Consider the following 15,173-nt stretch of genomic DNA (forward strand, 5'->3'; position numbering starts at 1 on the left):
CCTTCGCCAGCGCCCTTATCATGATAGTGAAGCTATTGTATTTGCTTTCGCCAATCTGCAGATTAAAAGGTAAGGATTACTTAATGTATCGGCGTCTTATGTTCAATTTTTTGCAGTATATAGATACTGTATGTCTTTACAAAACTTCATCTACATCTAGATTTTTATCTAAATAAGCTGAACGCGCTTATAAAGCGTTACAAGACATCAAAAAATGCCAATACTCGACAGAGATAGTAAAAGACTAGCTAACTCGGGGATTCTTTGTCTTTTTTTCTGCTTAGTAAATTTCTTAAACATTTGCAGCGTAAGTTAGTTGCAATTAAAAGCAGCTGAATTTCGCTTGTCAAGCGTTTAAAACATAAAAAACGCCAATATTTTAAAGCGGATAATAACCCCAGGGCTTCTTTTGCCTTTTTTTCCGTTTGGTAAATTTCTTAATGTTTATAGCTAAACGACAATCGTCATCCCGCTGCTTGTTAGCGGGATCTATGCTTTGAGATACCGCGAATAAATCGCGGTATGACGTAGAGCTCGCGTTAGCTATACTTTTATGCTTACCAACTCAGTATCCAATCAAAATCCTGGATTTCAGTGTCAAGCACTGAAATGACACCAAAAGAGCTACTGCTGTTTTGGATGGAAACCAGTGTCAGCTACTTGAATCTGCCACGCAAATTGCCTGCAAATTGCAATGTTCGTACAGCTGTGCGTCATGCGCTGGAATGGCATCAAGGGGTAACTTTTTATTTAAACAATGATTGTAAAATGATTATAATAAGAGATCTATTGAAATTTTAAAGTTATTAAATATTGACGCTATATACTTAAGTGTTAAAATAGAATGAAAAGTTTTTAGGAGTTTATATGGCAGCAGGTGGGAAAGCAAAGACAGCTAGTAAAAATAACCCTACTCAGCGTAAGAAAGCTGAGCAAAAAATGTATAAAGATAAACCGGTAAAACCTGTTAGATATATAGATCGTGATTCGCGCATGAATTATATGTCTGCTCAATATGACAACGGCAATCTGGTTGAAGATGAGGTAAGCGGCAATCCTATAAAGTGGGAAGCTGTATAATAGTTGTGGTTAAAGTTACTATTAATTCTAAGGAATGTGAAGTAGAGCATGGGCTCACTATAATTCAAGCTTGTGAAGTCGTGGGCGTTGAAATTCCACGTTTTTGTTATCATGAGCGTTTAGCAATTGCTGGTAATTGCAGAATGTGTTTGGTTGAAGTGGAGGGTGGACCTCCAAAACCAGTAGCCTCTTGTGCAATGCCAGTTGCAGAAGGGATGGTTATTCACACTGATACCCCTAAGGTTAAAAAAGCACGTGAAGGTGTGCTTGAGTTTTTGCTAATTAACCACCCGCTTGATTGCCCAATTTGCGATCAAGGTGGTGAATGCGATTTGCAAGATATCACGATGGCTTATGGGAAAGGAACCAGCAGACTTGATGAGCATAAGAGGGCTGTGCCAAAAAAACACTTCGGACCACTGATTGAGACTGCGATGAATCGATGCATTCATTGCACTCGGTGTGTTAGATTTTTGTCTGATGTTGCAGGTACAAATGAACTTGGAGGAATCGGAAGGGGAGAAAATGTAGAGATTAGCACTTACATAAAAAGGCATATTAGTTCTGAATTATCTGGAAATATCATAGATCTCTGCCCGGTAGGGGCTTTAACTTCAAAGCCTTACTCCTTTACAGCGCGTCCATGGGAGCTATCACATTGTGAGACTATAGATGTGCTAGATGCTGTGGGCAGCGCAATTAGAGTTGATTATCGTGGCCCGGAGGTTATGAGGATATTACCAAGGCTGAGCGAAGAGGTAAATGAAGAATGGATATCAGATAAAACCCGCTTTGCCTATGATGGACTAAAAGTTCAGCGTCTTGATCGACCTTATATAAAAAAAGATGGTAAATTAGCCCCAGTTGATTGGAATGAAGCATTAACTGTTGCTGCAAAGAAATTAAAGAATACAAAATCAAATAAAATAGCTGCAATTGCAGGTGATTTAGCAGATTGTGAGTCTATGCTTCTACTCAAAGAAGTGATGCAGAAGCTCGGCTCGGGGAATATAGACTGTAGGCAAGATGGTGCAAAGCTTATACCAAGTAATCGTGGATCGTATGTGTTCAATACCACTATTGAAGGTATAGAAAATGCAGATTTATGTCTGCTTATAAATACAAATCCAAGGATAGAAGCACCGATTATTAACGTAAGATTGAGAAAGAGATATTTACAGGGCAACTTTCCTGTTGCAAGTGTTGGTCCTAACATTGAATATTTGTATCATGTTGAGAAATTGGGCGATAATCCTGATATTTTGAGTGAAATAGCAAATGGAAATCATAAGTTCTGTGAGCTGCTGAGTGCTGCTCAGAGCCCTATGCTGATTATCGGTCAAGATGCATTAGTAAGAGACGATTCTGAATCAGTTCTAGTTCTAGCTGGCAAAATTGCAGAAAAATTTAACATGGTCAGAGATGACTGGAATGGCTTTAATATGCTGCATAAAGCTGCAGCAAGAGTTGGTGGGCTAGATACTGGGTTTGTTCCTAAAAAAGGCGAAAGGGATATTAATCAAATATTGGAACATGCAGAAAGTGGTGAAATAGAAGTGGTTTATCTTCTTGGTGCAGATGAAATTGATACATCAAAATTAGAAAATACATTTGTAATTTATCAAGGTCATCACGGTGATAAGGGTGCACATGTGGCAGATGTTATCTTGCCTGGTGCTGCATATACAGAAAAATATGCAACTTATGTAAACACTGAAGGTCGAGTGCAAAGAACAAATTTAGCTGTATTTCCTCCAGGTGAAGCAAAGGAGGATTGGTTAATTATTAAAAATCTCTCGCAATATTTGGATCTTTGCTTACCATATGATAGTTTATTTGACGTGAGAAAAAAATTAGATACTATCGGTCCACAGTTTAGAAATGCTGATCAAGTGGTAAAAAACACATGGGTACCAATCAGCAGCGGTGAAATAAGCTTAAGTAATACACCTTTTACTTTAAAGGAGTGTAATTTTTATATGACGGATTCAATAAGTCGCGCTTCAAAAATAATGGCAGATTGTACTAAAGCTTTTTATGAACACGCTAGTTAATATTTTATTTATTTTAGTACCGCTACTACTTTCAGTTGCATATTTGACATACTTTGAGCGTAAGGTCCTTGCTGCAATTCAACTGAGGCACGGCCCAAGTGTAGTTGGACCTTTTGGGCTATTGCAGCCATTTGCAGATGCTATTAAGCTCCTGATTAAGGAGCCGATAATACCATTTAGAGCGAGCACCATACTGTTCATTATGGCTCCAATGCTTACCTTTATCTTGGCATTAATTGCCTGGGCAGTTATACCGTTTGGTGCTGAAGTAATTGTAAAAAATGGCCAGCAAGTAGTGATTCCTAAGGTTATAGCAAATATTAATGTTGGAGTGCTTTATGTGCTAGCTATATCGTCGCTGGGAGTATACGGCGTAATTATTGCAGGCTGGTCAAGCAATTCTAATTATGCATTTCTTGGCGCTATACGGTCGGCTGCTCAGATGATTTCATATGAAGTTTCAATAGGCTTAATAGTTGCTACAGTCGTTATTACCACTGGAACATTGAATCTTGGAGAAATGGTAGTGGCAAAACATAATATGCCATTTTGGGTTGATTTACTACTAATGCCTATAGGAATAATATTTTTTATTTCTTTGCTTGCAGAAACTAATCGTCACCCATTTGATTTACCAGAAGCTGAAGCAGAGCTTGTCTCTGGATATAACGTTGAATATTCATCCATGCCTTTTGCCCTCTTTTTTCTTGGAGAATATGCAAATATGATTTTAGCAAGTGCTATGATGACAATATTCTTTCTGGGGGGATGGTATCCTCCGTTAGAGCTTGGTTTGCTTTATAAAATTCCAGGTTTGATTTGGTTCGTTTTGAAGATAGTTATACTTTTATTCGTATTTATTTGGATTAGAGCAACAATACCTCGTTATCGATATGATCAGCTAATGCGCCTTGGTTGGAAAGTATTTTTACCAATATCAGTGTTTTGGGTGATACTCATTTCAGGGGTGTTGCTCTTTACTGGGAATTTGCCTGGATCCAATGTTTAATTTCCCAAATACAAGATTAAGACGCAGGCGCTCGAGCAAATGGGTTCGCAATTTAACAAGTGAAAATAGTTTATCAGTAAATGATCTGGTTCTTCCTCTGTTTGTTCATGACAGAGAAGAAACAACTGAACCAATTTCTGGCTTACCAGGCGTAAAGTGTTATTCAATAGATGGATTAGTGTCTATAGTTAAGGAAGCTAAAGATTTAGGGATTAATGCTGTTGCAATTTTTCCTGTAGTTGATAGTAAACTAAAATCTGAAAACGCTGAGGAAGCATATAATTCTGACAACTTAATCTGCAGAGCAATTTGTGCTGTAAAATTAAAGGTACCTGAAATTGGTATTATTGCAGACGTTGCATTGGATCCATACACTATTCACGGCCATGACGGCATTTTAAAAGATAATCAGATGGATGTAGAAAACGATGAAACTATATCAGTGCTGTGTAAGCAAGCGTTTGCTTTAGCGAAAGCAGGATGTGATATAGTTGCTCCTTCTGATATGATGGATGGTAGAATAGGAAGAATCAGAAAATCATTAGATGATAACAACTTTCAAGACGTATTAATATTATCTTATGCAGTGAAATACTGCTCTAGCTTCTATGCTCCATTCAGGCAAGTCGTTGGTTCATGTGGGCTATCACATTCTATAGACAAAAGTGGTTATCAAATGGATTATAAAAATGCGCGCGAAGCAATGTGCGAAATTGAAATGGATATAAATGAAGGTGCAGATTTTATTATGGTTAAACCGGGTATGCCATATTTGGATATTATCAAAACAGCAAGTGATAAGTTTAATTTTCCGATTTTTGCTTACCAAGTAAGCGGTGAGTACGCAATGATAAAAGCTGCTGCAAATAATGGCTGGCTAGATTATGACAAGGTGATTTATGAATCTTTGATTGGTTTCAAACGTGCGGGTGCAAGTGCAATATTCACTTACGCTGCACTTGATATTGCAAAAAATTTAAGTGCATAAGCCCTATAAAATTATTAAATTTTTGGCGCACGTTCTTCTACTGTTGCTGCATATTACTTAAAGTTTTCCAATACATGTTTTAAGTTGTTGATAAGTCCGTTACAATACAGTATTATAAATAATATAAACCAAGTGTTACTTAGAACATGGGGATTTTTGTTAAATTTTTGGGAAAGATGCTAGGTAAGGTTTTTCCTGCCAAAACAGTAAGCTCTCTTTTAGGAATAGGATATTTACCAAGTTGGCAGAACTATTGGTCTTCTTTTTTAATATTATTTATTGTCGATGTTATATTAATTCTTACATATGGAGGCGAATACTTACTATATAAAATGCCAGACTCAGGAATAGTTGTAGCTGCTGTTTTTACAAAATTGGCAATAGTTATGTTAGTAATGCAATTAATTGGAATATTTATTTTTCATGCTCAAGACCCTTCAGCAAACAGTGGTGAAGAAATAGTAATACAAATAGCGTCAGGGCAAGTACTGACTGTAGCACTTTCAATGCCAGCAATAATGTCAATTTATTATGCTGTAAGTAAACTCTATGGGAATATATGTAAGCAGATGTTTCAATGCCCATTTTGGTTTAATGATTTTATGCACTTTTTCTTTTTTCTTATGATACCTTACGTATTTTTTAATGTCGTAGAAGTGATAAAACCATGGCCAATAAGTTCAATACAGCTCAGCTATAATAATGCAATGTCAATTACATTTGAGGGGATTTTTCACACATTTTATGCGGTGATTTTACTGTATTTAACAGCATTTATATTCTGCGATTTAACTATGCGTGATGCAATTGTCCTAAATAAAAGCATAATTCAGTATGTGAGGGAAAGTTCAGCAGTTTTAGGTGATTATTTACATAGTGCTGCAAAAAAAATAAATATTGAATAGTACTTATTTATTTATATATTTAGTATAAAAAGTGTACAATTTGTGTGAACTTACAAAGTATAATAAAAGAGTTACAAGATTTTTGGGCTGGTGAAGGGTGCGTTATACTTCACCCATACACATCTGAAGTTGGTGCTGGTACATTACATCCTGCAACAATTATGTCTGCAATTGATACAAAACCGACAAAAATTGCATATCTACAACCAGTAATTAGGCCATCAGATGGGCGCTATAGTGATAATCCTAATCGCTTGTATCAACATCACCAATATCAAGTTATAATAAAGCCATCTGGTAATAATTTACAAGACGTCTATTTAGATAGCTTAAAAGCTCTTGGCATATCTACAGAAAAATATGATATTAAGTTTGTTGAAGATGATTGGGAAAACCCAAGTGTTGGTGCATCAGGACTTGGATGGGAAGTTACATGCAATGGAATGGAAGTAACACAGCTTACTTATATACAGCAAGTTGGAGGGATTGACTGCAAGATGATTCCTGGTGAGGTGGCATATGGGTTGGAACGTTTAGCAATGTGCATACAAGGTGTAGATAATGTTTACGATATAATTTGGAACGATAACGGTGTAACTTACGGAGATATTTTTAAACAAAGAGAATATGAATTTTCTTATCTAGCGTTAGATTATTATGATACTAAAGTGGTACAGCAGCAATTCGAAGATACGGAAAAATTGTGTAAGTTCCTTATTGAAAAGGAGCTACCAATGGCAGCTTATGACCAATGTATTAAAACTAGTCACCTACTTAATCTGCTTGATGCAAGAGGTGTGCTTGGTGTGAATGAACGTACAGCTTATATTGGTAAAGTTAGAGAGCTAACAAAAAAATGTTGTGAATTGTACATGAGTAAATAGCGTATGTCGTTGCAGTTGTTATTTGAGTGCCTTTCAGAAGAAATACCACCGAGAATGCAGAATTCAGCTACAGTTCAAGTTAAGAGCTGTATTGCCAATGTTTTTAACAAAAATAATGTAAAATTTACATCAATGGAGGTTTTTATAACGGCACGTCGCATTACCCTATTTGTCGACAACATAAATGCTTTGGAGCTAAAGGATTCCAATAACGAAGTTAAGGGACCAAACATTAACGCACCAAAAAGTGCTATCGAAGGTTTTTTAAGAAAATATCAGAAAAATGAAGAAGATTTGCTCGTTCGAAAAGTAAATAATGAAGATTTTTACTTCATTAAAAGAGAAAGCTGCTCATTTAACATTCAAGAGTTTCTTAAAAATCAACTAGGAGAAATATTAAAAAATTTCTCTTGGCCAAAAAGTATGAGATGGGGCAAAGGAAAAGAAAGGTGGGTTAGGCCAATTAAAAACATTTTATGCATTTTAAATGATGAAATAATACCTGTATCTTTTGCAGGGATTACAGCATCTAACACAACATATGGCCATCGATTTCTCTCAAGTGGTACGGCGCTTGCTGTTAAAACACCTAAAGACTATTTTGAATTGCTAGAAAAAAACAGTGTAATTCTCCAAATGGACAAAAGAAAGCAATTTATACTAGATCAGATTAATAAATTCACAAAAGAGCAGAATTTACAACTTGAGAAAAATGATTATTTACTAAATGAATTGACAGGGCTTATAGAGTGGCCAATCGTACTGTTTGGTGAAGTGAATCAAGAAAAGTCATTTGGATTACCGAAGGAAGTAATACTTAGTATAGTTAATACACAACAAAAATACCTTGCTTTAAGTAATGGAAAGAGAATTTCACACTTTGTCACTGTTGTCAACGTCAACAATGGTGAAGTTGTTAAAGGACACGAAAGAATATTAGAAGCACGTCTTGCTGATGCCCAATTTTTAATATCTCAAGATAAAAAGGAAAATCTAGATTATTATGTCAAAAGATTAGGTTCAATATTATTTCATGCTTCACTTGGCAGCGTGGGGGAAAAGGTGAAGCGTATTACGGCTTTGTCAAAGTATATAGCTATATTTATTCCACATGCTTCGCTGATAAAAGTTGAACGTGCTGCATATTTGGCAAAAGCTGATTTGGCAACATCGATAGTAAGAGAGTTTCCAGAATTACAAGGAGTAATGGGTGGATATTATGCTTCTTATTTTCAAGAAGATAGAGAAATAGTGGAAGCTATAACTGAGCATTATAAGCCAATCGGGCCAGAGCAGGAGTGTCCTAAATCTCCTTCTGCAATTGCTGTGTCAATTGCAGACAAAGTGGATAGCTTAGTTGGTTTAATTGCAGCAGGTGAGAAAATCTCTGGTTCGTATGATCAATTTGGTTTGCGGAGAATGACAATTGGTATAATTAGGACAATACTTGAAAATAATTTGCATGTTCTAATTAGGCTAATGATAGACAAGTCAGTATCTTTATATTCAAGGCTTCTATTTAATAAAAATACAGCGTCAGTTGATAAGCCGAATAGAAAACAAATTTCAGAACTAGTATTTAGATTTTGCTTAGAAAGATTCAAGGTTATTTTAAAAAATAGAGATATAAGGCAAGATGTTGTAGATTCAATACTATATAAAATCGATATTAATGATCTGCTGACAGCAGAAAAGCAAACTGTTATATTGGATCGTTATCTTAGTACTCCAGAAGGTGAACAAATTCTAAGCACTTACAAAAGAGTCAGTAACATGATGAGCAAAGCAAGGAAAAGTGATGGCACTACTTATAGTGCATCTTACGGTAAGAGGTTTTTGATTGAAAGTGAAGAAATTGCGCTATCAAATTGTGCTATAACTGCTTGTAAAAACATAAAACAAGCGATAAAAAATAACCACTTTAATGTAGCACTTGATGAACTTGCTGGTTTTGCTCCGTTTATCAATCAGTTTATGGACAGTATAAAGATTAACTGTGATTCTGATAAGCTGAGAAGAAACAGATTATCTTTGCTTGAAAATGTAGTTTCCATCTTTCATTTAGTAGCAGATTTTAACCTCATACAGGTTAAGCAATGGATAAATGCTCAGGCAATATAAAGAACAAATCAAATCATCTCCACAGTCCTGTGGCGTGTATAAGATGGTCGGAGATAAGAATAAAGTTTTATATGTTGGAAAAGCAAAAAACTTAAAGTCGAGATTATCCGACTACCTTCAATTCGAAAACCTTTCTGAACGAATTAGAGTTATGCTCTTACAGGTTATTAAGGTTGAAATATTCATCACTGAGAATGAAATCGAAGCACTGCTTCTTGAAGCACAGCTAATAAAATCATTGAAACCACTTTATAATATTGTGCTCAAGGATGGAAAATTTTATCCTTATATAACAATTTCCAAGCACGATTATCCAAGAATAGCAAAATATAGAGGCAAATTTAAGAAAAATGAGTTTCATTATTATGGTCCCTTTACATCTGCCGCTGCTGTTAAGCAAACTATATTGTCATTGCAAAAAGCTTTTCTCCTAAGAGTATGTTCAGATCAATACTTTTCCTCAACAAAAAGACCATGTATTGAATATCAAATTAAGCGCTGCTCAGCACCATGCATAAACAAAATCACAAAAGACGACTACTGCCAATCAGTAAAACAGGCACGAAATACATTGCTTGGAAGAAATAAGGAAGTGAAAGAACAGTTACTTTTCACAATGAGAAAGTGCAGCAGTGAAGAAAACTATGAGCTTGCTGCTATATATAGAGATCGGGTAAAGTTTCTTGAGCAAATTCAAATACAGCACACGGATTTTTCTTTTGAAAAAGATGCAGATTTCTTCAGTATTGTACGTGAAGAGGATCTAGCATGTATTAGTGTGTTATCGTTCAGAAATAAAGACAACTACGGCAGCACTCCTTACTTTCCCGAGAACTGTGGTGATCACTCAAATGATGAAATTTTATCCACCTTTTTGGTCAATTTTTATAATTCAGCTAACATACCTCCAATACAAATTTACGTTCCAGATTCTATTGTGGATAAGGAAATTATAGAACAAGCACTATATAAGGTTGCTCAAAAGCCAGTAAAAGTTCTGCATGCAAAGAATAAAAAAGAGCGTGATTTATTGAAATTTGTTTATGATAACTCTCAGCATAGCTTAGAGCAGAAGCTTATCGATTATAGGAATAACCTAGAAAAGCTTGAGGAGCTTAGCAAAATCTTCTTGTTACCAAATATTCCAAAGCGTATTGAGGTTTATGACAATAGCCATATATTTGGAAACCAACAAATTGGTGTAATGGTTGTTGCAGGGCAGGAGGGTTTTTTAAAAAGTGAGTACAGAAAATTTACTATAAAGGAAAAATTTTCAGGCGATGACTATAAAATGATGAGGGAAGTGCTAACCAGACGTTTCTCCGGCAATATAAAAGGCATAATACCTGATTTTTTACTGATTGATGGTGGACCAGGACATGTTTCCATAGTACAGAATGTACTGGAAGTATTGAATATAAACGTTCCTTTTGCTTGTATGGCAAAAGGTCCTGATCGTAACGCAGGAAATGAAAGATTTTATATGCTGGGCAGGGAAGAATTCAGTCTGGCAAATGACAGCAAAGTCATGCTTTACTTACAATCGCTGCGTAATGAAGCCCACCGTTTTGCGATAACTTCACATAGAAAAAAACGCGATAAACAGTTTATAGTTTCACAATTAAGCAAAATACCCGGCATTGGCAACAAAAGAAAAAAAGCGTTGATGTCTTATTTTGGTTCAGTGAAAAATATAAGCAAAGCTTCTCTGGCTGAAATTCAAAACGTACCTGGAATTAGTAAAGGTTTAGCAGAAGTCATTCTTAAATACGTGAATTATAAGAGAGGAGTACTGGAATGACACAAAACCCGTTTTATTATTAGGGAATTTATATCTTAAAACCGCAAAAAAAGGTGTGCGTATTTGTGAAAAAAAATCTCCATAAAATTTGTGAAGCAATGTGGTGGGACTAGTGCGATTCGAACGCACGACCTTCGGATTAGGAGTCCAACGCTCTATCCTGCTGAGCTATAGTCCCGTGTTTCCTACCATTCATGTAAAGTTATAGCAAAAAATCCTTTCTTTTCTAGATTTCTTGCATAACCAATTTATGACGACAAAAAACATTTCTGTACTTCTTGAGTATAATGCTATTATATTTAATAACATGGTTTAAGTAAGATTAATGCTAGTTAACAATATTGGTTATTTCTATAACAATCAAAACGACTTTGCTTTAAGCAATATAAACATTAAAGTAAAGAAAGGAAATGTTGCATGTTTATTGGGGCATTCTGGCTGTGGCAAGTCAACAATTTTGAAATTAATTGCGGGGATAGAAAATCCAAAATCTGGAACTATTTTTATAAATGATAGGTTAGTTGCAAGTAATAAGGCATCAGTCGCTATAGAGCATAGAAATATCGGATTGATTTTTCAGCATTCTGCATTATTTCCTCATAAAACAGTAGTAGAAAATATAACCTTTGCTATCCGCAGCTCTTCCAAGAGAGAAAAGCACCTAATTGCATTGGAAATCTTGAAGTTACTCAATATAGAAAAATATGAAAATATGTACCCTAACGCCTTATCTGGAGGACAGCAACAATTAGTTGCAATAGCAAGAGTGATGGCACAAAACCCTGATGTTGTGTTGTTAGATGAACCATTTTCTAATTTAGATATACTGCTCAAGTGCCGAATAAGACAACATATATTGTCCCTTTTTAGAAGTAAAAATATCCCTGTGCTAATGGTAACTCATGACCCGCAAGAAGCATTGAAAGTTGCAGATTTTATCTACGTGATGAAAAATGGTAAAATTATTCAATCAGGAGTTTCTAGCGATATATACCATAAGCCTAAAGATGATACGCTAGCAAAGTTTTTTAGTGAGCTCTCTTCTACTCTACAGTTAAGCGAAAAGTTTCCACTTATTCGCTGCAAGAAAATAATCTAGTTTGGGATTGTTATAAAATAATTAAAAAACCTTGATTTATAATTAAATAAAGGTGATATAATCTATGTGTTACTTGACTTCAGTCAAGTTTTAATATTTAAAGGTCAATATTTTAAATGGAGGTGAAAATGAGTTTAGGACCATGGCAATTGTTTCTAGTCTTAATAATAATTTTAGTTCTGTTTGGTGCAGGCAGATTACCGCAAGTTATGGGTGATTTAGGAAAAGGCATCAAAAACCTTAAACAGGAGCTTAAGGACTCAGAAAAATTATCGTCTAATGAACCAGATCGTTAGCGTCCTCATACTTCGTGACATGCACCTTAGTGCATGTCATCTGTTTAAAAACTTAGTCAGGTTAAAGAATGAAAGAGATGAAGTGTTGGTATGAAATAAATAACAAATATTGAAATACAGCAACAACTATGTTAGCTTAAGAGGAATATTTTATTAAAGGATAATTGTGCAAAAAAGTGAGAAACTAACTAAAGATAAAAAATTAGCTTCTGATATTCTAAAAGAAGTTGCAGATACCAATAACAATGATAGCGATAAAGTAACTTTGTTTGACATTAAAACAGCTTTGCATGAGCGTGGTTTTGGTATTTTAATAATCATCTTCTCCTTGCCGCTATCGGTGCCTATACCGGTTCCACCTGGTTATACAACTATTCTTTCTATACCTTTAATCTTATTCTCACTGCAGCTTCTATTTGGATTTGATTCTCCTTGGATGCCCAGTTGGCTAGAAAGAAGATCTTTTCAGCGTTCAACACTAGCTCTTGTGGTAGAGAAAACTTCCCCTGTATTAGAAAAAATAGAAAAATTCATGAAGCCAAGACTGTCTTTCATTTTCTATGGGCCTGGTGAGAAGATTCTGGCTTTTATGATGTTGCTTTGTGCAATAATAATAGCTCTTCCATTACCTTTTACTCACTTCCTTCCTGCAATTGGCACAACTCTTATTTCACTTAGCATTATGAGTAAAGACGGGTTTCTATCCATATTGGGAGTTTTAGTATCATTGTGCGCGTTGTTGCTTACTCTTGTTGTAATAGTCAAAGGACCACAACTTATAACCGGAGCACTTTCTCTTCTTAAAAGCTTTACAACACTTTAACAAAAGAACGAATTACTAGCGCAAAATGAATAATGCATATTGAAATAAAACAATAATTGTGTTAAGAATTATTTTTATCAAAGGTTTTTCGTGTCAAAAAATGATAAGTTGACTAAAAGTGATAAATTAGCTTCTGATATTCTAAAAGAAGTTGCAGATACCAATAACAATGATAGCGATAAAGTAACTTTGTTTGACATTAAAACAGCTTTGCATGAGCGTGGTTTTGGTATTTTAATAATCATCTTCTCCTTGCCGCTATCGGTGCCTATACCGGTTCCACCTGGTTATACAACTATTCTTTCTATACCTTTAATCTTATTCTCACTGCAGCTTCTATTTGGATTTGATTCTCCTTGGATGCCCAGTTGGCTAGAAAGAAGATCTTTTCAGCGTTCAACACTAGCCCTTGTGGTAGAGAAAACTTCTCCAGCATTAAAAAAAATAGAAAAGTTCATGAGACCAAGAATGTCTTTTATTTTCTATGGGCCCGGTGAAAAAATTTTAGCTTTTATAATGCTGCTTTGTGCGTTATCAATAGCTCTTCCACTACCTCTTACTAACTTCATTCCTGCAATTGGTACGACTCTTATTTCGCTTGGTATCATGAGTAAAGATGGGTTTCTATCCATATTGGGAGTTCTAATATCATTGTGTGGGTTATTGCTTACTCTTGTTGTAGTAGTCAAAGGGCCACAACTTATAATTGGGGCATTTTCTTTTCTCAAAAGCTTTGTATATGGTTAGGCTTTACAACACCTTAACAAAAAAAAAGGAACTTTTTACACCAACCGATAAAGATCATGTGAAAATGTATGTTTGCGGACCAACAGTATATGACACAGCACATATAGGCAATGCACGATCTGTTGTTGTGTATGATGTGTTATTTCAGCTACTCAAGTTTTGTTATGGCAAAGTTACCTATGTGCGTAACATAACCGACATTGATGATAAGATAATTGATGCAGCAAGCGAGAAAAATAGCAACATAGAAAGTATAACCACATATTACATTAAAGCTTTTCATGATGATATGGAAAGCATAAATTGTAAAGAGCCAACACACGAGCCAAAAGCAACGGAAAACGTAGATTATATTATAAAATTAATTGAACATTTACTGCAATCAGGCCACGCTTACGAATCTGACAAACACGTGTATTTTAATATAGAATCTTACCATGAATATGGTGCTTTATCAGGAAAAAAAACTGATGAATTGGTTCCAGGTAGCAGAGTTGAAGTTAATGAAAATAAAAAGCACCCTGGAGATTTTGTGCTGTGGAAGCCTGCAAATGATATTGACTACAAACTTTCAAGTTATTGGAATAGCCCATGGGGAGAGGGCAGGCCTGGATGGCATATAGAATGCTCAGCAATGTCATATGCTTACCTTGGCAAAGATTTTGATATTCATGGTGGCGGCATAGATTTACAATTTCCTCACCATGAAAATGAAATTGCACAGAGTAAGTCCGCATTTGCTGGATCAATGTTTGCAAAATACTGGATACATAACGGCTTTCTTACAGTAAATGAAGAAAAAATGAGCAAGTCCTTATTTAATATAGTCAAAGTAAGGGATTTGCTAGATAGTGGAATAAAGGGTGAAGTAATACGCTATGCACTGCTCAAAACTCACTACAGAAAACCACTTGATTGGACAGAAAACGTTATTTCTGATGCACAGGAAACCTTAAACAAATTTTATCGGTTATTACGTGGTTTAGATATAACGAATATTGATGAAAGTAACGCAGAGATTTCTAAAGATTTTATAGACGCTTTAAAAAACGACTTAAACATCCCTGAAGCTCTAGCTATATTACATGAAATGGCTGCAAAAATCAACAAAATGAGTAATGAAAGTGAAAAGCTTAAATTAACTGAGAGTTTTGTTAAGAGTGCCAGATTTATTGGTCTTCTTGAGTCAAGTTATGAAAAGTGGTTTGCTGTGGATGTAAATCATCAAGAAATAGAAAGGTTGATAGACTTAAGAAAAATTGCAAAAAAAAATAAAAATTACGATACTGCAGACAAAATAAGAAATCAGTTGAAACAAATGGGGATTACAATTTCTGACAATGAAGATGGTACAACAACCTGGTAA

The 15,173-nt window shown here is 35.2% G+C and carries 14 protein-coding genes and 1 tRNA gene; 14 read left to right on the top strand and 1 reads right to left on the bottom strand.

Annotation, left to right across the window (positions count from 1 at the left end):
* The first annotated feature begins 609 nt into the window (after positions 1-609).
* From ABWU31_RS00165 to uvrC, 9 genes are all read left to right on the top strand, one after another.
* Entirely contained in the window at positions 610-801 is a 192-nt protein-coding gene (locus tag ABWU31_RS00165; RefSeq protein WP_236515137.1) for a hypothetical protein, read from the top strand.
* A 66-nt stretch (positions 802-867) separates the two neighbouring features.
* Positions 868-1,080 (top strand): hypothetical protein, encoded by a 213-nt coding sequence (locus tag ABWU31_RS00170; protein ID WP_006279675.1) that lies wholly within the window; start codon positions 868-870, stop codon positions 1,078-1,080.
* A gap of 5 nt (positions 1,081-1,085) precedes the next feature.
* Complete coding sequence (gene nuoG / locus ABWU31_RS00175) at positions 1,086-3,134, top strand: NADH-quinone oxidoreductase subunit NuoG (RefSeq protein ID WP_236515136.1); 2,049 nt, start codon at positions 1,086-1,088, stop codon at positions 3,132-3,134.
* Complete coding sequence (gene nuoH, locus ABWU31_RS00180; protein WP_236515135.1) at positions 3,118-4,143, top strand: NADH-quinone oxidoreductase subunit NuoH; 1,026 nt, start codon at positions 3,118-3,120, stop codon at positions 4,141-4,143. The genes nuoG and nuoH overlap by 17 nt, the downstream gene beginning before the upstream one ends.
* Positions 4,136-5,131 (top strand): porphobilinogen synthase, encoded by a 996-nt coding sequence (gene hemB, locus ABWU31_RS00185; protein ID WP_151807767.1) that lies wholly within the window; start codon positions 4,136-4,138, stop codon positions 5,129-5,131. Before nuoH ends, hemB begins: the two co-directional genes overlap by 8 nt.
* A 146-nt stretch (positions 5,132-5,277) precedes the next feature.
* On the top strand, positions 5,278-6,036 hold the full coding sequence (locus ABWU31_RS00190) for a phosphatidylglycerophosphatase (RefSeq protein WP_353271227.1): 759 nt from the start codon (positions 5,278-5,280) through the stop codon (positions 6,034-6,036).
* 44 nt (positions 6,037-6,080) lie between these two features.
* On the top strand, positions 6,081-6,920 hold the full coding sequence (locus tag ABWU31_RS00195) for a glycine--tRNA ligase subunit alpha (protein WP_077188493.1): 840 nt from the start codon (positions 6,081-6,083) through the stop codon (positions 6,918-6,920).
* A 3-nt stretch (positions 6,921-6,923) separates the two neighbouring features.
* Positions 6,924-9,041 carry a glycine--tRNA ligase subunit beta gene (gene glyS / locus ABWU31_RS00200; RefSeq protein WP_353271228.1) on the top strand — a complete coding sequence of 706 codons (2,118 nt, stop codon included), beginning with the start codon at positions 6,924-6,926 and terminating at the stop codon, positions 9,039-9,041.
* The gene (uvrC, locus tag ABWU31_RS00205) at positions 9,025-10,842 is read left to right on the top strand and encodes an excinuclease ABC subunit UvrC (RefSeq protein ID WP_338482707.1); all 1,818 of its coding nucleotides are present in this window, start codon (positions 9,025-9,027) and stop codon (positions 10,840-10,842) included. The genes glyS and uvrC overlap by 17 nt, the downstream gene beginning before the upstream one ends.
* A 101-nt stretch (positions 10,843-10,943) precedes the next feature.
* Here the strand turns inward: uvrC and ABWU31_RS00210 are convergent.
* Positions 10,944-11,020, bottom strand: a tRNA-Arg gene (locus ABWU31_RS00210).
* 147 nt (positions 11,021-11,167) lie between these two features.
* Between ABWU31_RS00210 and ABWU31_RS00215 the strand changes: the two genes are divergently transcribed.
* The 5 genes from ABWU31_RS00215 (at position 11,168) to cysS (ending at position 15,173) form a co-directional block, all read left to right on the top strand.
* Positions 11,168-11,941: an ABC transporter ATP-binding protein gene (locus tag ABWU31_RS00215; protein WP_006280146.1), complete on the top strand. Its 774-nt coding sequence runs from the start codon at positions 11,168-11,170 to the stop codon at positions 11,939-11,941.
* Positions 11,942-12,069: 128 nt separating this feature from the next.
* The gene (locus tag ABWU31_RS00220) at positions 12,070-12,237 is read left to right on the top strand and encodes a twin-arginine translocase TatA/TatE family subunit (RefSeq protein WP_006013840.1); all 168 of its coding nucleotides are present in this window, start codon (positions 12,070-12,072) and stop codon (positions 12,235-12,237) included.
* Between the two features lie 166 nt (positions 12,238-12,403).
* Complete coding sequence (locus ABWU31_RS00225) at positions 12,404-13,060, top strand: exopolysaccharide biosynthesis protein (protein WP_264705549.1); 657 nt, start codon at positions 12,404-12,406, stop codon at positions 13,058-13,060.
* A 90-nt stretch (positions 13,061-13,150) separates the two neighbouring features.
* Complete coding sequence (locus tag ABWU31_RS00230; protein WP_353271229.1) at positions 13,151-13,807, top strand: exopolysaccharide biosynthesis protein; 657 nt, start codon at positions 13,151-13,153, stop codon at positions 13,805-13,807.
* Positions 13,800-15,173 (top strand): cysteine--tRNA ligase, encoded by a 1,374-nt coding sequence (gene cysS / locus ABWU31_RS00235; protein WP_353271230.1) that lies wholly within the window; start codon positions 13,800-13,802, stop codon positions 15,171-15,173. Before ABWU31_RS00230 ends, cysS begins: the two co-directional genes overlap by 8 nt.

The organism is Wolbachia endosymbiont (group A) of Alloplasta piceator, assembly GCF_964028505.1.
In the GTDB taxonomy this organism is placed as follows: Bacteria; Pseudomonadota; Alphaproteobacteria; order Rickettsiales; family Anaplasmataceae; genus Wolbachia; species Wolbachia pipientis.

Excerpts from the sequence above, each read along its gene's own strand:
- ABWU31_RS00165 (WP_236515137.1), top strand. The coding sequence starts at position 610 with ATGACACCAAAAGAGCTACTGCTGTTTTGGATGGAAACCAGTGTCAGC.
- ABWU31_RS00170 (WP_006279675.1), top strand. The coding sequence starts at position 868 with ATGGCAGCAGGTGGGAAAGCAAAGACAGCTAGTAAAAATAACCCTACT.
- nuoH (WP_236515135.1), top strand. The coding sequence starts at position 3,118 with ATGAACACGCTAGTTAATATTTTATTTATTTTAGTACCGCTACTACTT.
- hemB (WP_151807767.1), top strand. The coding sequence starts at position 4,136 with ATGTTTAATTTCCCAAATACAAGATTAAGACGCAGGCGCTCGAGCAAA.
- ABWU31_RS00190 (WP_353271227.1), top strand. The coding sequence starts at position 5,278 with ATGGGGATTTTTGTTAAATTTTTGGGAAAGATGCTAGGTAAGGTTTTT.
- glyS (WP_353271228.1), top strand. The coding sequence starts at position 6,924 with ATGTCGTTGCAGTTGTTATTTGAGTGCCTTTCAGAAGAAATACCACCG.
- uvrC (WP_338482707.1), top strand. The coding sequence starts at position 9,025 with ATGCTCAGGCAATATAAAGAACAAATCAAATCATCTCCACAGTCCTGT.
- ABWU31_RS00215 (WP_006280146.1), top strand. The coding sequence starts at position 11,168 with ATGCTAGTTAACAATATTGGTTATTTCTATAACAATCAAAACGACTTT.
- ABWU31_RS00220 (WP_006013840.1), top strand. The coding sequence starts at position 12,070 with ATGAGTTTAGGACCATGGCAATTGTTTCTAGTCTTAATAATAATTTTA.
- cysS (WP_353271230.1), top strand. The coding sequence starts at position 13,800 with ATGGTTAGGCTTTACAACACCTTAACAAAAAAAAAGGAACTTTTTACA.